Below are 18,248 nucleotides of genomic sequence, written 5' to 3' on the forward strand. Positions count from 1 at the left end.
ACCTTCAGCCGTCTGAGTCAGAGAGATACCGTCGTTGGCGTTACGTGCCGCCTGAGTCAGACCTTTGATCTGAGAGTTCATGCGGTTAGCAATCGCTTCGCCTGCTGCGTCGTCTTTTGCGCTGTTGATACGCAGACCAGAAGAAAGACGCTCGATAGCGGTGCTCAGAGAAGCCTGTGATTTGTTCAGGTTGTTCTGAGTGGTCAGGGACATAATGTTAGTATTGATAACGGACATAGTCGTTTCCTTAAAATTTTTACCAGAGTTCGGATACGGCGCCAGGATGCCCGTCACCGTCTGTATTCTTTATCGTCACGCCCTGGCAAAACTTTAAAGCGACTTGCATAAAAATCTGCAAAAACTGCCGTTTAGGATAAGTCTTAACTTGTGCGAACCAACAAAAGAACCAGCCCTGAAATAGTCGACCGCCGCCGCTAAAACTTTATCCTTTTTCATTAATTAATTTCCCTCACAACAGCATTGCGGAATCAAAGGCTATCCCCCGGCCAGTAGCGTCTATGCTTAATGCTCTAAAAACAGAAATAGTCCCTACCTACTTTGTCGTTCCTTTCTCTTTGCATACCGGAGGCCTGGCATGAGCAACCAAGGCAATAACAGTAAGAACCAGCCGTTTCGCCGCACCACGGGCGAAGCCAGTAACCAATATGAAAATATCCCTTTTCACCTGACGCGCCGCACGCTGCTGAAAGTAAGCGCGGCAACAGCGGCTACGGCGGCAGTTGCGCCCGGCGCGGCGCTGGGCGACAGCGAACGTCCAACCGCCCGCGCGCCGGAAATGCTGCCCCTGACGCTAAAAGTGAATGGTGAGAGCAAACAGCTTAACGTTGACACTCGTACCACGCTGCTGGATGCGCTGCGCGAGCACCTGCACCTTACCGGCACGAAAAAAGGCTGCGATCACGGTCAGTGCGGCGCCTGTACCGTGCTTGTGGATGGCCGCAGGCTGAACGCCTGCCTGACGCTGGCCGTGATGCATCAGGACGCCGAGGTCACCACGATCGAAGGTCTGGGCACGCCCGACAACCTGCATCCGATGCAGGCCGCCTTTGTGAAACATGACGGCTACCAGTGCGGCTACTGCACGCCAGGCCAGATTTGCTCGTCCGTGGCGGTGCTGAAAGAGATCGAAGCGGGCATTCCCAGCCACGTCACGCTCGATCTGGTGTCATCCCCGGAAGCGACGGCGGATGAGCTGCGGGAGCGAATGAGCGGCAATATCTGCCGCTGCGGCGCTTACTCCAATATTCTTGCCGCGATCGAAGATGTCGCCGGGAGCCAGAAAGCATGAAGGCCTTTACCTATGAGCGTGTGAAAACGCCCGCCGAGGCGGCAGCCAGCGCGCAGCGCACCCCCGGCGCTAAATTTATTGCGGGCGGCACCAACCTGCTCGACCTGATGAAACTGGAAATTGAAACGCCTTCCCATCTGATAGATGTCAATCATCTGGCGCTGGATAAAATTGAACCCACGACCGACGGCGGTTTGCGTATCGGCGCGCTGGTGCGCAATACCGATTTGGCCGCCGACGAGCGCGTCCGCCGCGATTACGCCGTGCTTTCCAGGGCGCTACTTGCCGGCGCGTCGGGCCAGCTGCGTAATCAGGCCACCACGGCCGGCAATCTTCTTCAGCGCACGCGCTGCCCCTATTTTTACGACACCAACCAGCCCTGCAATAAGCGTCTGCCCGGCAGCGGCTGCGCCGCACTGGAAGGCTTCAGCCGTCAACACGCGGTGATTGGCGCCAGCAAAGCCTGTATCGCCACCCATCCCAGCGATATGGCCGTTGCCATGCGGCTGCTGGATGCGGTGGTGGAAACGGTCAGCCCGGACGGTAGCGAACGCCGTATTCCCCTCAGCGATTTCTATCTGGCGCCGGGCGACACGCCTCACCGTGAAACCGCGCTGAAGCCGGGCGAGCTGATTGTCGCCGTTACCCTGCCCCGCCCGCTCGGCGGCACGCATATCTATCGCAAGGTGCGCGATCGCGCTTCTTACGCTTTTGCGCTGGTGTCGATTGCTGCTGTCGTGCAGCCTGATGGCACGGGGCGCGTTGCGGCTGGCGGTGTGGCGCATAAGCCCTGGCGGCAGGAAGAGGCGGATGCACAGCTGCCGCATGGCGTGCAGGCGGTTTACGATCGGCTGTTCGCCGACGCGCACCCCACCCATGAAAATGAATACAAGCTGCTCCTGGCGAAGCGCACGCTCGCCTCGGTACTGACGGAAGCGAGGGCATAAAATATGAAATTCGATAAGCCCGCAGGCGATAACCCTATCGATCAGCTGAAAGTTGTAGGGCGTCCTCACGATCGTATCGACGGCCCGATGAAAACCACGGGAACCGCGACTTACGCCTATGAATGGCACGATAAAGCGTCCAACGTGGCCTATGGCTATGTTGTCGGTGCCGCCATCGCTAAGGGGCGTATCACCTCGATGGACCTTCAGGCCGCGCAGAGCGCGCCGGGCGTGCTGGCCGTGGTCACGGCGAAAAACGCCGGCAGCCTCGGCAAGGGCGAAAAAAATACCGCCACGCTGCTGGGCGGGCCGGAGGTTGAGCACTATCACCAGGCCGTGGCGCTGGTAGTGGCGGAAACCTTTGAGCAGGCACGCGCGGCCGCCCAGTTGGTTGACGTGCAGTATCGCCGTGAACGAGGTAGCTGGGATCTCGCTGCGGAAAAACCTGGCGTCACCGAAGCGCCGGAAGACCAGCCGGATACCCACGTCGGTGATTTCAACCAGGCCTTTTCCTCGGCGGCGCTGAAGCTTGACGCTTCCTACACCACGCCGGATCAAAGCCATATGGCGATGGAGCCGCACGCTTCTATGGCGGTCTGGGAGGGCGAAAAGCTGACCGTCTGGACCTCTAACCAGATGATTAACTGGTGCCGAACAGACTTAGCGAAAACGCTGAAGCTGCCGGAAGAGAACGTGCGCGTGATCTCGCCCTATATCGGCGGCGGCTTCGGCGGCAAACTGTTCTTACGCAGCGATGCGGTGCTGGCCGCGCTGGGCGCTCGCGCCGCAAAAAGGCCGGTAAAGGTGATGCTGCCGAGGCCGGTTATCCCTAATAACACCACGCACCGCCCGGCCACCATCCAGCATATTCGTATTGGCACCGACCAGTCTGGTCATATCACCGCTATCGCCCATGAAAGCTGGTCGGGCAACCTGCCCGGCGGCACGCCGGAGACAGCGGTGCAGCAGACCGAACTGCTTTATGCCGGCGCGAACCGTTTCACCGGCCTGCGGCTGGCGAAGCTCGATCTGCCCGAAGGCAACGCCATGCGCGCGCCGGGCGAAGCGCCAGGTCTGATGGCGCTGGAGATCGCCATTGATGAGATGGCGGAGAAAGCGGGTATCGATCCGGTGGCCTTCCGCATCCTTAACGATACCCAGGTCGATCCTGCCAATCCTGACCGCCCTTTCTCGCGTCGTCAGCTGGTTGAATGCTTGCGCACCGGCGCGGAGCGCTTCGGCTGGGACCGCCGCAACGCTACGCCCGCACAGGTAAAAGAAGGTCGCTGGCTGGTTGGAATGGGCATGGCGGCAGGCTTTCGTAATAACATGGTGATGACGTCCGGCGCGCGAGTGCATCTGGATGCCAACGGCATTGTTACCGTGGAAACGGATATGACCGATATCGGCACCGGCAGCTATACCATTATTGCCCAGACGGCGGCCGAGATGGCGGGCGTGCCGCTGGAAAAAGTGGTGGTGCGGCTGGGCGACTCCAGCTTCCCGGTTTCCGCCGGTTCCGGCGGCCAGTGGGGCGCAAACAGTTCTACCGCGGGTGTTTATGCCGCCTGCGTCAAGCTGCGCGAGGCGATAGCCAACAAGCTTGGCTTCGATCCGAACACAGCGACCTTTGCCGATGAACAGGTACGCGACGGAGAGCGCAGCGCTCGTCTTGCCGATGCGGCAGCGGACGGTACGCTAACGGCGGAAGACAGCATCGAGTTTGGCGATCTGGAAAAGCAGTATCAGCAATCCACCTTCGCCGGCCACTTTGTCGAAGTGGGCGTGGACAGGGCGACCGGTGAAGTCCGGGTGCGTCGAATGCTGGCCGTGTGTGCTGCGGGCCGTATCCTTAACCCTAAAACCGCCCGTAGCCAGGTAATTGGCGCGATGACGATGGGCCTGGGCGGCGCGCTGATGGAAGAGCTGGCAGTCGATAAGCGGCTGGGCTACTTCGTCAATCACGATCTGGCGGGCTACGAAGTGCCGGTTCACGCCGACGTGCCGGAACAGGAAGTCATTTTCCTGGATGACACCGACCCCGTTTCCTCACCGATGAAGGCGAAAGGCGTGGGCGAGCTGGGCCTGTGCGGCGTCAGCGCGGCTATCGTCAACGCGGTGTATAACGCGACCGGCGTGCGGGTGCGGGATTATCCCGTTACGCTCGATAAGCTGCTCGCTTCGCTGCCGGATGTCGTTTAAGGAGGCGCTATGCTGCAACAGGCTTTCCTTAGCGACCAGGCTGCGCCAGCGAACCCGGTGCCGCAGCAGGCGCTGCTGACCGACGACAGCGCCGCTATCCTGCGCTTCGCGGTAGAAGCGTTAAAAGCGGGCGTCTCGGCGGCGCTGGTCACGCTGGTGGCGATCCGCGGCGGCGCGGCGCGGGCGCTGGGCGCGCAGATGGTGGTGCGCGAAGACGGTTTGTACTGCGGTTTTGTCTCCGGCGGCTGCGTGGAGGCCGCCGTCGCTCACGAAGCGATGGCGGTTATCGCCTGCGGCCGCGACCGTCAGGTGATGTATGGCGAAGGCTCGCCCTGGTTCGATATTGTGCTTCCCTGCGGCGGCGGTATTACGCTCAGCATCCATAAACTGCGCGGCGCGCGGCCCCTGCTGGACGTGCTGAACCTGCTGGCGCAGCGCCAGCCTGCGGGGCTGCGCTACTTTCCGCAAAGCCAGCGGTTACAGAGCGACGCCTCGCTTATCCGGACGGGCTGGCACAACGATTTTTTCGCCACCGGCTATCACCCCTGTACGCGGACCATTGTGTTTGGCCGTTCGATAGAGGCGCAGGTCACGGCCAGCCTCGCTCAGGCGGCGGGCTATGATGTGCACCTCTGCGAAGCGCTCGATCCCCAGGCTGCCGGACAGATAGATGCGCATACCGCCGTGCTGCTGCTCTGGCACGATCTGAACCGCGAGCTGCCGGTATTGCAGGCCGCCCTGACGGCCAGACCGTTTTACATTGGCGCGCTGGGCAGCCAGCGCACCCATGCCAGACGCGTGCAAAAACTCAGCGAGCTGGGCTGGCGCGATACGGATATCGCCCGCATCAAAGCGCCCATTGGGCTGTTCCCCAAAGCTCGCGATGCCAGCTCGCTGGCGCTTTCCGTTCTGGCTGATGTCGCGGCGGCCCGCCTTAGCCTGGCGGAGGATGGCTAGCCGGATTGGGCGGCTTTAAGGTACCGACAGGGCAGCCCTGTTCGGCTGCCTTAAAGTTGTTGCCAGGGTAATCCTGCCCGGCTGCCTTAAAGTGCCGATACAGTTGTTTCACCGATCCTGAAGCCCCTCGCGTTCCCCGGCGAGAAAGTCCACAAACGCGCGTAGCGGCGCGGACATAAAGCGGCTGGGGAAGTAAAGCCAGGGGCCTTCAAACGCGGTCCACCATGCCGGGAGCACCGGCAGCAGCTCGCCCGTAGCGAAATGGGGTTGCAGCCAGTTTTCAAAAGTAGCGATCACGCCTTTGCCGCTGCGTGCCAGATCGATAGCCGCGGCAGCGCCGTTAACGCCGATAGTCAAACGCCCGGCGGGATTGACGCTGACGGTTTCTCCCTCGCGTTCAAATTCCCATGGGATCAGGGCGCCGCTTGAATATTTCAGGCGAATGCAGTCATGGTCAACCAGCTCTCCAGGATGCGAAGGAGCGCTTTGTGAATCAAGGTAAGAAGGTGCGCGTTCGCGGCCCTATGGGGACAGCGATAATATCTTTTGCCAGATGCTCGCCATAACGGATACCGGCATCGCAGCCTTCAGCCGTTGCTTCAATAAGACGGTCATCCACCATGATTTCTACGTGTAAGCCCGGATGACGACTAAGAAAACGGTCCAGCAAGGGCGGTAAGATATCAACCATGACCGCGCCGGTAACGTTCAATTTAAGCGTGCCGCGCACCTCTTGCTGAGAGCTGGCAACGTCGTTAAGCACCAATCGCATTTCATCAAGCAGCGGCGTCATTCGTTCAGCCAGCGTCCGGCCTGCTTCGGTTGGCATAACGCTACGCGTGGTACGAATAAAAAGCGGCACGCCAAGCCTCACCTCCAGCGCCGTGATCCTTTCACTGACCGTGGAAGGCGACAGGCCCAGCTTTTTTGCCGCTACCCGAAAGCCCTTATCTTTAAAAACAGCGAGAAAAACCGCTAACTCATCCATTGCCCTTTCCCGTGATTGTTCGCTGTTGCGATCACCTTATTCGTATTGCACCCGATTATCAAACAGCGCCGCACAGGTTATAAATCAGACAACGCACTGCTTTCCGTAACGGAAAATCAAACTGACTGGAGCCCGCATATGAAAAACAAAAGTGTTCTTATTACCGGCGCGAACAAAAGCATCGGATTCGAAACGGCCAGACAGCTGGGCCTGCTGGGTTACAAAATTTGGCTGGGCAGCCGCGACAAAGAGCGTGGGCAAGCTGCCGTAGACAAACTTACCGGATGGGGCATCAACGCCCATTTGGTTATTATTGACGTCACCAAAACAGAAAGTATTGAGGAAGCTGTTCAGCAGGTGCTAAAGGAAGACGGGAAGCTGGATATTCTTATCAACAATGCCGGCATTTCGGGCGCGCAGCCGGTAGCCCCGAGCGCGCAAAGCATCAGCGATATTATGGCGGTATACGACACCAATGTTTTTGGCGTTATCAGGGTCACGCAGGCTTTTATTCCGCTACTTAAAGCCGCGCAGGAGGCCAGGGTTATTATGATCGGTAGCGGGCTGGGCTCGCTGACATGGGTCGCCGATCCCAGTCATCCTTATTCCCAAGTACAGGCAATGGGCTACACCAGTTCAAAAACGGCCGTTAATGCGATAACGGTCGCCTTCGCTAAAGAGCTTACCGCTTACGGTATCAGCGTGAACGCGGTCGATCCGGGCTATACCGCCACGGATTTCAACGGCCATTCCGGCCCCAGAACGGTTACCGAGGCTGCCGCCGGTATTGTCTGGCTGGCGGATCAGGCGCCTGGAGAGACCACCGCTGGCTTCTATTTCGATCAAAATCGCGCGCCGTGGTAATGCTTTAAAGCGTGTAATTATCTGAGCAGAGGTGATGCCCTCGCCTTTGCGATCGTGCCCCGCCTGACAGTATCAGCACCCCTTTCCCCGATAACAGATGCAAACCCGCCTGGACAAAAAGCGTTCTGTTGATACGCTGGATAACGACCAGGCCAACCGCCTCGTTTACAGCAGGCGCTCTGATTGACCTGCCAGTCGTACCCGTTCAAAGGTTGTGTATAAAAAAATAAGGGACTTAAAATGAAAAACAACATCGCCTGCCTGACCCTGGCCGCCACCGCCCTGCTGGGCTGTGCGGCTATGCCTGCCGCCGCCGCGCCTTTTCCGGCCACGCCTGATTTATCGGTGCCGGTTAGCCGTTACGTGACGCAGGTAAACGCAGATAAAAGCGTGACCTTCCGTCTTTTCGCGCCGGATGCAAAGCGGGTATCAGTCATTACCGGCTCCTCCCCGGATAGCTTTGTCTCTCACGATATGAGCAAGGATAAAAGCGGCGTGTGGTCGTGGAAAAGCGGCTCGCTGACCCCGGATTTGTACGAATACTACTTTGATGTAGACGGCTTTCGTTCTGTCGATACCGGCAGCCGTTTTCAGAAGCCGCAGCGCCAGGTCAATACCAGCCTGATCCTGGTGCCGGGTAGTATTCTGGACGATCGCTCCGTGCCGCATGGCGATCTGCTAACGGTGACTTACCACTCAAAAGAGCTGCATTCAGAGCGCAGGATGTTTGTCTGGACGCCGCCGGGCTATAGCGGCAAAAGCGAACCGCTGCCGGTGCTCTATTTCTATCATGGCTTTGGCGATACCGGACTTTCCGCTATTGACCAGGGACGCCTGCCGCAAATCATGGATAACCTGCTGGCCGAAGGCAAAATCAAACCGATGCTGGTCGTTGTCCCGGATACAGAAACGGATATCGCTCAGGCGATCCCGGAAAATTTCCCGCCGAAAGATCGCCGCAAAACCTTTTACCTTCTTAATGCCAAAGCCGCAGACCGCGAACTCATGCACGATATTATTCCGCTGGTCGACGCCCGATTTAACGTACGCCAGGATGCGAACGGCCGCGCGCTGGCCGGCTTATCGCAAGGCGGTTTTCAGGCTCTCTTTTCCGGCATGAACCATCTGGACAGCTTTGGCTGGCTGGCGACGCTGAGCGGCGTAACCAGCGCAACGGTGCCGGATACAGGCATTGCTCGTCAGCTCGACAGGCCCGAGGAGATTAACAGGCAGCTGCATAACTTTACCGTGGTGGTGGGCGAAAAAGATTCCGTTACCGGCCAGGATATTGCCGGGCTGAAAAACGAGCTGGAGAAAAAGCACATCAGGTTCGACTATAAAATGTATCCTGGCTTAAACCATGAGATGGATGTCTGGCGTCCGGCCTATGCCGAGTTCGTGCAGAAACTGTTTAAATAATGCTTTGCGCCTCCTTCAGGACTGGAGGGGGCGTTGGAATGATTTTGCGCCCGGTCTGTCGGCTAACGGCACCTTCATCATGTCGGGATGCAGCACTGCGCTGAGAATTTCTTTTCGTTTTCGGACAGGAATGACCGCAGATGGAAGACATTAAGAATAAGTTCACCCAGCTGTACTGACGTGGGTAGCGTCGTAGCGTTAGCGACAGTAGAAGACCCGGCATGTGACGAACCTTCAGTTTGTAAACCGGACTTCTGGTGTGACCGGGAGCCATTCTTAATGATAAGAACCCGCAGCCGCTGACGTCACTGTTCGAAAACGTCGAAATACACAAAAGGAAATTGACTGATGCAGATACCTACGCTCATAACGGAACGTCTGTGGCTTAAACCGCTGGTTGCAGAAGATGCGCCTCAGATTCAAAAGCTCTACCCGCATTGGGAGATTGTCCGCTATATGGTCGCCTCAGTACCATGGCCTTATCCTGATAACGGCGCTGAGAATTACGTTAATAACGTTGCACTGCCCGATATGGCAAAAGGAATCGCCTGGTTCTGGACTATCAGACGTCGTGAGGCACCTGATGACCTTATGGGTTTAATTTGTCTTTATGACGTTGAGGATAATAATCGTGGATTTTGGCTGGCGCCGGAGTATCAGAGGCAGGGCTATATGCGTGAGGCCAGTACTGTGGTTACAGATTATTGGTTTAATACATTAAATAAGCCGCTACTGCGAGCTCCGAAGGCTGCACTCAATAGCCGATCACAGCTTATTTCAGCCAGTAGCGGTATGCGGCTTATCAGGACGGGGAAGCAAGAATATGTCAGCGGCCTGCTTGATTCCGAACTCTGGGAAATTACCCGCAACGAGTGGAATGCCCGTCAGGTTAACTGATATTTTTTATAAATACCCGCTTTCCGCTCTAAGACGAAGAGCGCCTTTTTATCCTTGCCGGGCTGCTAAACGCCAGAAGCGGATATCGGCTGTACAGCGAGATACAATCGGGCAGCATGTCCCTCAACCGCGTGTTGCAGGGATCTGTCCTTTTTGTTTTCTGCCGATGGTTCTTCCCTGAGTGACGAGACAGCTTTGCTGGCCAAATTTGACCCTCTACGAAAATTTCCCATAGCGCTTCTACGGCCCGGGGCATCTTGCTGCAGCCCGGAAAAGCCTCATCTCAACGAAGATCCAGAGGGCGCGGTCTTTACCTGCAATCCGCTGAGCTCAGGGGAGCTTTTCAGGATAGGCTAAAATTCTATAAGGAAGGGTCAGTAAAACACCCCAGAGTTACCACGCGGTTTATCAGAAAGAGGACGGGAAATGAAAATTACTGTGATTTTTGAGGATACAGGCATTGAAGAGGAGCATGATTTTGACACTAAACCTCGCGCCGGAGAGTTAGTAACTTTAGTACGCGATGGTAAGGATGCAGATTATATCGTTATAATTGAGCCTGATCCCGACCATACTCATGATAATGGGCGTGACGGATATCCTACAAAGGCCAGGGTCCGGCCGGCTTAATAAGCAATGATTTAACCGACCGCCCACCAAGGCGGTTTTTTGCATGGCCGGGAGCTAACCATCCTGACTGGCTTCGTACTGCTCACCTTAACCCTCCACGCAATGCCGGTATCAGACAGCATTTATCCTGCTAAAGCCGTCAAGGAGTAGATAATAGTATGGTCACTGAAGTGCCAGCTATTTGTTCAACTTAAGTATGGGTAAGTAAGTAATAAACTTCCTGCTGACGATTTAAAGAAAGTAATATTTGTACGAGCGAGGAAGTAATGTGAGCGATATGGTATAGCCGTAAAGTTCAATCATTAACTACGCGTAAGACGCCAGTCAAGAAAGTTGTAGTTTGCTATCAAAATGGCTTTTAACTTTCTCTAAGAAAGATCGTATCGTTTCCCCCCAAGGTCCGGGGCAGAACTCTCCCTGACTGATAGCGCCAAATGCCTCTGTAAGCGCACCATCGTTTAACGACAGTAAATCATCAGTTTCCTGATAAACTTTCATAGCTGTTTTGGGGTTTTCGGTTTCTAAGTAGCTGTCCAGTATTTCTTCTATCGTTTCGCCAAACAGATCGTAATCCTGACCAAAAAAAACCCGTACAAGCGTCCCGACATTTTTATAATTTTTAGCCATTGCCAGCCTCAAAAAGAAGGATATGAAGTAATAAACATGCGAAAAAGCACGCTGCCATTTAGCAAGACGCTGAAGAAACGCTGATTTTATTAAGAAAGTGGTGCCGATAATAGGAGTCGAACCTACGACCTTCGCATTACGAATGCGCTGCTCTACCAACTGAGCTATATCGGCTTTCAGGAGGGATACTGCGGTCACTACGTTAAAAAAAACCTGACGCGGAGTCAAGCGCCTGCGGACTAAATGATGACTTTATAATCAACAGGTAACGCTCGCCCCGTTTTTTGCCTGCTCTGCTTTTCTTACTCTCTTCTGGCCTGTCTGGCGGTTCGCGGTCTGCTCGTCCTTCCGCGTTACTTCCGCCCTTCCAACAGCATGCGCATCGCCAGGCCGGTTAACACCGTGCCCATCAGCCAGCGCTGAAGCTTTTGCCACGTTGGGCGCCGTGCCAGAAAGCCAGCAATACTGCCAGCGGCAAAGATAAGTGAGCCATTAACCAGCATACTGATTGCGATTTGGGTAAAGCCAAGCTGCAAAGACTGGGACAATACGTCGCCCTGCTCCGGCCGGATAAACTGCGGCAACAGCGTGAGGTAAATAACTGCCGCTTTAGGATTTAACAGGTTGGTCAGCAAGCCCATAGTAAACAGCTTACGGGTGCTGTCGGGCGGCAGGTCGCGCAGCGCAAAAGGTGATTTACCGCCGAAAACAGCCTGCCAGGCCATATAAAGCAGATAGCAGGCGCCCGCAATGCGCAGCGCCTCATAAGCCAGCGGCACCGCCATAACCAGCGCGGTGATCCCCAGCGCGGCGCAAACCATATAGAAAATAAAACCGAGCGCCACGCCGCTCAGCGAGACAAAGCCCGCGCGGCGGCCCTGGCACAGGGAACGGGAAAGCAGATAGATCATATTCGGGCCTGGCGTCAGCACCAGCCCAAAAGCGATAGCCGCGAAGGGAAGCAGTTGGGAAAACGTAATCATCAGAACCTTCCTTTTCAGTTCAGTTACTTATCTCCCTGTGGAATGTAAGCCACTTCCCTGTGGCCCACGCAATCAGCTGCGCACGGTGTCGTTGCCGAAAACTACCCATTTGTAGGTGGTCAGCGCCTCCAGCCCCATCGGGCCGCGCGCGTGCAGCTTCTGGGTGCTGACCGCCACTTCCGCGCCCAGGCCAAACTGCCCGCCATCGGTAAAGCGCGTGCTGGCGTTAACGTATACCGCTGAAGAATCAACCTCGTTAACAAAACGCTCTGCGTTCACAATGCTGCGCGTGAGGATCGCGTCGGAGTGCTGCGTGCCATATTCACGAATATGCGCGACAGCCTCGTCCAGTCCGTCCACCAGCTTCACGTTGAGATCCAATGCCAGCCATTCATCGCGATACTGTTCTTCCGTCACCGCGCTGACCACCGCCGGGCCTTGTTGCAGCAGCGGCAGCGAGCGCGGATCGGCGTGCAGATTAATACCTTCATCCTGCATACGCGCGCTTAGCGCAGGCAGGAACGCCTCGGCTATCGCCGTATGCACCAGCAGCGTCTCTACGGAATTACAGGCGCTGGGACGCTGTTTTTTGGCGTTAACGATCACGTTTAACGCCGCCGCAGCGTCCGCGTTACTATCGACAAAAATATGGCAAACGCCGATCCCGCCGGTGATCACCGGAATGGTCGACTGCTCGCGGCACAGCTTGTGCAGGCCAGCGCCGCCGCGCGGGATCAGCATATCGACATAGCGATCCAGCTTCAGCAGCTGGTTGACCAGCTCGCGATCCGGGCTTTCAATCGCCTGTACCGCGCCCGCCGGTAAGCCGTGCTCCTTCAGCGCGTCCTGGATCACGCGCACGGTCGCGCCATTGGTGCGATAAGTCTCTTTACCGCCGCGCAGGATCGCCGCATTGCCCGTTTTCAGGCACAGCGAGGCGACATCCACCGTCACGTTCGGACGCGCTTCATAAATCACGCCCACCACGCCCAGCGGCACGCGCCGACGTTCAATACGCAGCCCGCTGTCCAGCACGCCACCGTCCATCACTACGCCGACCGGATCGGCCAGATGGCACACCTGACGCACGTCGTTCGCAATCCCTTGCAGCCTGGCAGGATTAAGCATCAGGCGATCCAACAGCGCCTCGCTCAGGCCGTTTTTGCGGGCGTCCGCCAGGTCAAGTTCGTTAGCGGCCAGGATATCCGCACTCTGCGCTTCCAGACGATCCGCAATGGTCATCAGGACCTGGTTTTTTTGTGCGGCGGAGAGCACCGCCAGCTGGTAAGAAGCGGCTTTCGCGGCTTTACCCATTTCTTCAAGCATCTGCTGCTCCTTAACTGACGATCATATCGTCACGGTGAACCGCGACCGGGCCATATTCGTAGCCTAAAATTTCGCTGATTTGCTGGGAATGGTGCCCGGCTATCATCCGCATCGCATCGCTGTTATAGCGGCAGACGCCGTGCGCCACATCGCGCCCTTGCAGGCTGCGAATGCGGATCACCTCGCCGCGCGAGAAGTTGCCGCTGATTTCACGGATACCTTTTGGCAGCAGCGAGCTGCCGCGTTCCAGCATGGCGGCCAGCGCGCCGTCGTCGATGGTGATTTCGCCCGCCGGCGGCGCGCCGAAGATCCAGCGCTTGCGGTTCTCCAGCGGCGTTTGCAGCGCGTGGAAGCGGGTGCCGACCGGCTTGCCGTCGATCGTATCGCCAATCACGCCCGCGCGGCTGCCGGCGGCGATAATGGTATCGATACCGGCGCGGCAGGCCACGTCGGCAGCCTGAAGCTTGGTCGCCATACCGCCGGTTCCCAGGCCGGAGACGCTGCCGCCCGCCAGCTCGCGCAGCGCATCGTCAATACCGTGCACGTCGCGGATCAGCTCCGCCTGCGGATTATTGCGCGGATCGGCGGTAAACAGGCCGGCCTGATCGGTCAGCAGCAGCAGCTTGTCGGCCCCGGCCAGCATCGCAGCAAGCGCGGACAGGTTATCGTTGTCGCCGACTTTAATTTCTGCCGTCGCCACCGCGTCGTTTTCATTGATAACCGGCACGATATGGTTATCCAGTAAGGCCCGCAGCGTATCGCGCGCGTTCAGAAAGCGCTCGCGATCTTCCAGGTCGGCACGCGTCAGCAGCATCTGGCCGATATGAATGCCGTAGATGGAAAAGAGCTGCTCCCACAGCTGGATCAACCGGCTCTGCCCCACCGCAGCCAGCAGCTGCTTTGAGGCGATGGTCGGCGGCAGTTCCGGGTAGCCCAGGTGCTCACGTCCGGCGGCCATTGCGCCTGAGGTAACGATCACAATCCGGTGGCCTGCCGCGTGCTGCTGCGCGCACTGACGCACCAGTTCGACAATATGTGCCCGGTTCAGCCGACGCGATCCGCCGGTTAATACGCTGGTCCCCAGTTTAACGACCAGGGTCTGGCTGCTGCTCATTGTTTCCTGCCATAGCTTTAAAAAGGTGAAGAAGACGTTTTATCAGGTGTGGTGCCGGAAGCCAACAGCCGCCGCCCGAAAAGGCGTAAAAACACGGTGCAAGCCGCTAGTCCAGAAACGGGGAATTAACAAGAAGTGAGAATAAATGTAATAAAAGTTTCATCTCCTCAGGGTAAAACGTTCGTGCCCCGAACAACGTCATCGGGCCATTTAAAATTTTACTCATTTGGGAATAACAACAAAATGAAGAAAAGCGCACTGGCAATCCTGACCGCCGCTCTGGCTATGACCACGGCAGCCCAGGCCGCAGAAATTTATAATAAAGACGGTAATAAACTCGATTTCTACGGCAAGCTGAAAGCCATGCATTATTTAAGCGACGCGGACAGCAATGACGGCGACAAATCTTACGTACGTATTGGGTTTAAAGGCCAGACGCAGATTAACGACCTGATGTCAGGCTACGGCCAGTGGGAATATCACGTGCCGCTGAACAATGCGGAAAGCGACGGCACCACCGGCACCAAAACGCGTTTAGGCTTCGCCGGTCTGAAATTCGGCGACTACGGATCCATCGACTATGGCCGTAACTACGGCCTGATTTACGACGTGGAAGCCTATACCGATATGATGCCGGAATTTGGCGCCACCGCGTATACCAAAGCTGATAACTATATGCTGACCCGTACCAACGGCGTGGCGACTTACCGCAACACCAACTTTTTTGGTCTGGTCGACGGCCTGAAGTTCGCCTTGCAGTATCAGGGCAAAAATGAGAGCAGCAGCCGCTCTAACGCCACGTCCAACGGCGACGGCATGGCGGCGTCGGTAGCCTATACGCTGATGCAGGGCCTGACGATTAATGGCGCTATCTCTTCTTCCGACCGCACCAACGGTCAGCAGGCCAGCGTTTACGGTCGCGGCGACAAGGCGGATGCCTGGGCGACCGGCCTGAAGTATGACAACAACAGCGTTTACCTGGCTGCCACCTACGCCGAAACGCGCAATATGTCGCCCATCAGCGGCACGGCACGCATTAATGACGCCAACGTTGCCGTTAACGGTTACGCTAACTATCTGCAAAATATCGAGCTGGTGGCGCAGTATCAGTTTGATAACGGCTTCCGCCCTTCTCTGGCCTATGTGCAAACCAAAGCGAAAGATATTGAGAACGGCGTGGGCGATGCGGATATTTATAAATTTGCGGACGTGGGCGCGACTTACTACTTCAATAAAAATATGTCCGCGTTTGTGGATTATAAAATCAACCTGCTGGATGACGATAATAAGCTGGCGCAGAATACCGACGATATCGTTGCGGTAGGCGTAACTTACCAGTTCTGATTTAAATGTGAGCCGCACGGATGCGGTTGTTGTGCCCCTCGTTATGTGTCTGTAAGCAAAGGCTGGCAATCGCCAGCCTTTTTTTATGGGTGCGCAGACAAAAGCGCAGGGAGCAATTAAGCGCCGCCCTGCGTTTTTTTATGCGGTCAGCTTTACCGGCTCGTCAGCGAAATCCGCAGCGGGTTTCAGACCCAGCTCCAGCTCTTCCAGCATCGCTTTCAGGCGCACGTGGAAATTACGCAGCGTCTCTTCCAGGCGTTCGTTGTTTTCCTTTCCTTTAATTGCCGAAGGCTTCCAGTTGCCCTCTTTATCGAACAGGCCGAAGTGATACTCATAGGTGAAGTGATCTTCCTGTGCTTCCAGCTCCATCCACCAGCCCCAGAACTCACGCAGTTCCGGCGCAGGTTTCACATTGACGCAAACGGCCAGACAGTCGAAGAAGAAGCGCTCATCCACACATTTGGCCTCGCGGATATAAGGTCCTAATGTGCCGAAACGCTTCATTAAGCGGCTTTTGGGATGCCCACTCGGTAACGCCATTGTTAAAACTCCTTTGTTGAGCCCGTTAGTTTTCGCTAAGCGTTAATATTTAGCCACTCAGCGTGTTAATCGTTTAGCTAACCAGTCAACAATATCACGTAATGCTTTATCAAAGTTGCTCAATACAGGCGAAAGTGCGATTGGCATCAGCTTACCGTCGAGCGAGGAATTCACGATCAGCTTTGATTCCTCCGCCGGGCTGAAAGGATCGTTCGGCCAGTAAGCGGACAGCATCGGCGTTGGGCAGCGGCGGCCCAGCAGCCCCTGGGTTTTCAGCGAGTAGCGGCTCAGCTCGACCCGCAGCGCGGAATCGGCGGCCGATGCCATGCCCAGCCGGCTGGCCAACACGTCCATATACATTTCGGGAATGCTGTCCTGCAACGCGCTATCGCACAGCAGGCTGTGTACCACCGGCCCCAGACAGGCCACGGCGCGCAGTCGAGGCGCTTCCAGCCAGGCCAGCCGCACGGCAATGTTGCCGCCAAAGCGATAGCCGAAAGCGGCCACGCGGGTATGATCGACCCAGGCAACGTTTTCCAGCTGTTTTAACACCTGCTGGTGCAGAAAACTGGAATCCTGCGTCAGCTTCCATTTTGCAGAGAAGCCGACCGAAGGCATGTCGATGGTCAGCATTGCGATGCCACGCGGCGCAAGGTAGTCGTGGAAAAGGCGATAGTGATCGGTTTGCAGTGAATCCAGGCTGCTGCACAGCAGCACCGTAGGATAAGGCGCGCGGGCTTTTTCCGGCATATGCAAAAAGCCAAAAATGGAACTGCCGCCGGGAATGGTGAACTCCAGCTCTTTCAGCTCGCCCGGCAGTCTTGAGGTGGCCTCTTCATAGGCACGATTCGCCAGCTGCTGCGCCTGATCGGCCAGCTCATCGCCTTTCAGATGCGGATAGCCCGCTACGCCGTACAGGTTAGCAGCGTGCAGCCAGCACTGGCCCGCTTCGGCATCGGTAGCCGCCGAGGCGGCTTTATCCTGCCAGCGCGCGGCCTGCTGCGACCATTCGTAGATCCAGTTGCCGCCGCGATAGCCAATCACCGTATCCAGCAGCTGTTCATCAGTGTGGTCGGCGCGGCTGCTGGCTATCCTGGCCAGCACTTCGCCAATCTCCAGCGGCGACAGTCCCCGCCACGTCCAGAGCAGACGATTAACCATCCGATACCAGCCTGCATGGCTGTCGCCTTCCAGCGCGGAATGCAGCGGCAGCGGCTTGTGATGATGCAGGCGCCGGATCAGGGAGGAGGTTTCAGGATGCTTAAAGCGGGGTTTAAAGAGTTCTTCGCTGAGATTTTTAGGCGACATAGTACGATCCTTCGACATACGGAGAATCGTCTTAGTCTATAGCAGCCTGGCGGCTGACGCGAACCGTAAAACGCGCAACGCCCGGCGGAACCGGGCGTTTTGATTGAGCTAAATCAACCTTTTACGATTGGCGGGATATACACCACGCCCATATCCCACGGCTGTTCAATCCAGGTATTCTGTGGAATATCCACGACATAGTCGTCCACCAGCGGACGACCGGCCGGTTTGGCGAAAATAGTCACGAAACGCGCTTTTGGATACATATCGCGGATCGCCTGAGCGGTGCCGCCGGTATCGACCAGATCGTCAATTACGATAAAGCCTTCGCCGTCGCCTTCCGCGCGCTTCAGCACGTGCATTTCACGCTGGTTGTCGTGATCGTAGCTGGAGATGCACACGGTATCGACATAGCGGATGCAGAGTTCGCGAGCCAGCAGCGAAGCGGGCACCAGGCCACCGCGGCTGACCGCAATAATGCCTTTCCACTGTTCGACAGGAAGCAGGCGCTGGGCCAGTTTACGGGCATGGATTTGCAGCATGTCCCAGGTGACGACGTATTTTTCACTCATAAAAGGAGTCCCGGCCGATAATAACGGCTTAAAAATGTACAATGGGATGGGTTGCGCGGAATTATAGAGATCTGAGCCGCTAAAAACCAGCACAGGATAGCCCGGAAGGTGCTTTTTTGCCGAAGCGAACTAAGCATGCCTCTGGAAACAATGATATTCTTTGGGTTTGCTGCGTCAGATACTGACCAACCCTATCACAAATGCTCACTCCCGCGCCGCTG

Annotated in this window: 19 protein-coding genes and 1 tRNA gene; 9 read left to right on the plus strand and 11 right to left on the minus strand. The window is 56.6% G+C overall.

From position 1 onward, the window contains the following. Positions 1-237, minus strand: a 237-nt coding sequence (locus tag AB6T85_RS09855; RefSeq protein WP_440135766.1) for a flagellin N-terminal helical domain-containing protein, incomplete at its 3' end; no start/stop codon positions are given. Positions 238-595: 358 nt separating this feature from the next. On the opposite strand from AB6T85_RS09855, the gene paoA reads away from it, so the two are divergent. The 4 genes from paoA to AB6T85_RS09875 are packed head-to-tail and all read left to right on the plus strand — an operon-like array spanning position 596 to position 5,415. Continuing rightward, positions 596-1,309, plus strand: coding sequence for an aldehyde dehydrogenase iron-sulfur subunit PaoA (paoA, locus tag AB6T85_RS09860; RefSeq protein WP_301251312.1), 714 nt, complete (start codon positions 596-598; stop codon positions 1,307-1,309). Beyond that, positions 1,306-2,256 carry an FAD binding domain-containing protein gene (locus tag AB6T85_RS09865; RefSeq protein WP_301251313.1) on the plus strand — a complete coding sequence of 317 codons (951 nt, stop codon included), beginning with the start codon at positions 1,306-1,308 and terminating at the stop codon, positions 2,254-2,256. Before paoA ends, AB6T85_RS09865 begins: the two co-directional genes overlap by 4 nt. A 3-nt stretch (positions 2,257-2,259) precedes the next feature. Then, positions 2,260-4,458: an aldehyde oxidoreductase molybdenum-binding subunit PaoC gene (gene paoC, locus AB6T85_RS09870; protein WP_301730650.1), complete on the plus strand. Its 2,199-nt coding sequence runs from the start codon at positions 2,260-2,262 to the stop codon at positions 4,456-4,458. 9 nt (positions 4,459-4,467) lie between these two features. Continuing rightward, the gene (locus AB6T85_RS09875; protein WP_369895436.1) at positions 4,468-5,415 is read left to right on the plus strand and encodes an XdhC family protein; all 948 of its coding nucleotides are present in this window, start codon (positions 4,468-4,470) and stop codon (positions 5,413-5,415) included. Positions 5,416-5,523: 108 nt separating this feature from the next. Here AB6T85_RS09875 and AB6T85_RS09880 read toward each other — a convergent pair whose 3' ends face one another. Both AB6T85_RS09880 and AB6T85_RS09885 read right to left on the minus strand, forming a co-directional pair. Then, positions 5,524-5,877, minus strand: a complete 354-nt coding sequence (locus tag AB6T85_RS09880; RefSeq protein ID WP_369895592.1) for a LysR substrate-binding domain-containing protein — start codon at positions 5,875-5,877, stop codon at positions 5,524-5,526. 31 nt (positions 5,878-5,908) lie between these two features. Continuing rightward, positions 5,909-6,403 (minus strand): LysR family transcriptional regulator, encoded by a 495-nt coding sequence (locus AB6T85_RS09885; protein ID WP_369895438.1) that lies wholly within the window; start codon positions 6,401-6,403, stop codon positions 5,909-5,911. Positions 6,404-6,541: 138 nt separating this feature from the next. Here AB6T85_RS09885 and AB6T85_RS09890 point away from each other — a divergent pair, with 138 nt between their 5' ends. From AB6T85_RS09890 to AB6T85_RS09905, 4 genes are all read left to right on the plus strand, one after another. Beyond that, positions 6,542-7,267, plus strand: a complete 726-nt coding sequence (locus AB6T85_RS09890) for an SDR family oxidoreductase (protein ID WP_369895440.1) — start codon at positions 6,542-6,544, stop codon at positions 7,265-7,267. A gap of 240 nt (positions 7,268-7,507) precedes the next feature. Then, complete coding sequence (locus AB6T85_RS09895; RefSeq protein ID WP_369895442.1) at positions 7,508-8,686, plus strand: alpha/beta hydrolase-fold protein; 1,179 nt, start codon at positions 7,508-7,510, stop codon at positions 8,684-8,686. A gap of 348 nt (positions 8,687-9,034) precedes the next feature. Next, positions 9,035-9,583 (plus strand): GNAT family N-acetyltransferase, encoded by a 549-nt coding sequence (locus AB6T85_RS09900; RefSeq protein ID WP_369895444.1) that lies wholly within the window; start codon positions 9,035-9,037, stop codon positions 9,581-9,583. Between the two features lie 426 nt (positions 9,584-10,009). Then, complete coding sequence (locus tag AB6T85_RS09905) at positions 10,010-10,213, plus strand: hypothetical protein (protein WP_301251319.1); 204 nt, start codon at positions 10,010-10,012, stop codon at positions 10,211-10,213. 324 nt (positions 10,214-10,537) lie between these two features. Here the strand turns inward: AB6T85_RS09905 and AB6T85_RS09910 are convergent, their stop codons facing one another. From AB6T85_RS09910 to proB, 5 genes are all read right to left on the minus strand, one after another. Then, positions 10,538-10,840, minus strand: coding sequence for a contact-dependent growth inhibition system immunity protein (locus tag AB6T85_RS09910; protein WP_369895446.1), 303 nt, complete (start codon positions 10,838-10,840; stop codon positions 10,538-10,540). 98 nt (positions 10,841-10,938) lie between these two features. Continuing rightward, a tRNA-Thr gene (locus AB6T85_RS09915) sits at positions 10,939-11,014 on the minus strand. Between the two features lie 179 nt (positions 11,015-11,193). Beyond that, positions 11,194-11,823, minus strand: a complete 630-nt coding sequence (locus AB6T85_RS09920) for a LysE family translocator (RefSeq protein ID WP_253455156.1) — start codon at positions 11,821-11,823, stop codon at positions 11,194-11,196. A 72-nt stretch (positions 11,824-11,895) separates the two neighbouring features. After that, a complete protein-coding gene (gene proA / locus AB6T85_RS09925; protein ID WP_369895448.1) occupies positions 11,896-13,149 on the minus strand; it encodes a glutamate-5-semialdehyde dehydrogenase in 1,254 nt (417 codons plus the stop codon). A 10-nt stretch (positions 13,150-13,159) separates the two neighbouring features. Further along, entirely contained in the window at positions 13,160-14,263 is a 1,104-nt protein-coding gene (gene proB / locus AB6T85_RS09930) for a glutamate 5-kinase (RefSeq protein WP_253455158.1), read from the minus strand. Positions 14,264-14,506: 243 nt separating this feature from the next. Between proB and AB6T85_RS09935 the strand changes: the two genes are divergently transcribed. Continuing rightward, positions 14,507-15,607, plus strand: a complete 1,101-nt coding sequence (locus AB6T85_RS09935; RefSeq protein ID WP_253455160.1) for a porin — start codon at positions 14,507-14,509, stop codon at positions 15,605-15,607. A gap of 138 nt (positions 15,608-15,745) precedes the next feature. Here AB6T85_RS09935 and crl read toward each other — a convergent pair whose 3' ends face one another. The 3 genes from crl to gpt all read right to left on the minus strand — a co-directional run bounded on the left by crl (position 15,746) and on the right by gpt (position 18,027). Further along, complete coding sequence (gene crl, locus AB6T85_RS09940) at positions 15,746-16,147, minus strand: sigma factor-binding protein Crl (RefSeq protein WP_301730666.1); 402 nt, start codon at positions 16,145-16,147, stop codon at positions 15,746-15,748. Positions 16,148-16,204: 57 nt separating this feature from the next. Then, entirely contained in the window at positions 16,205-17,455 is a 1,251-nt protein-coding gene (gene frsA / locus AB6T85_RS09945; RefSeq protein WP_253455162.1) for an esterase FrsA, read from the minus strand. Positions 17,456-17,568: 113 nt separating this feature from the next. Next, positions 17,569-18,027 (minus strand): xanthine phosphoribosyltransferase, encoded by a 459-nt coding sequence (gene gpt / locus AB6T85_RS09950; RefSeq protein ID WP_125289117.1) that lies wholly within the window; start codon positions 18,025-18,027, stop codon positions 17,569-17,571. Between the last annotated feature and the right edge of the window lie 221 nt (positions 18,028-18,248).

This window comes from Erwinia aeris, assembly GCF_041224955.1.
GTDB lineage: Bacteria > Pseudomonadota > Gammaproteobacteria > Enterobacterales > Enterobacteriaceae > Erwinia > Erwinia aeris.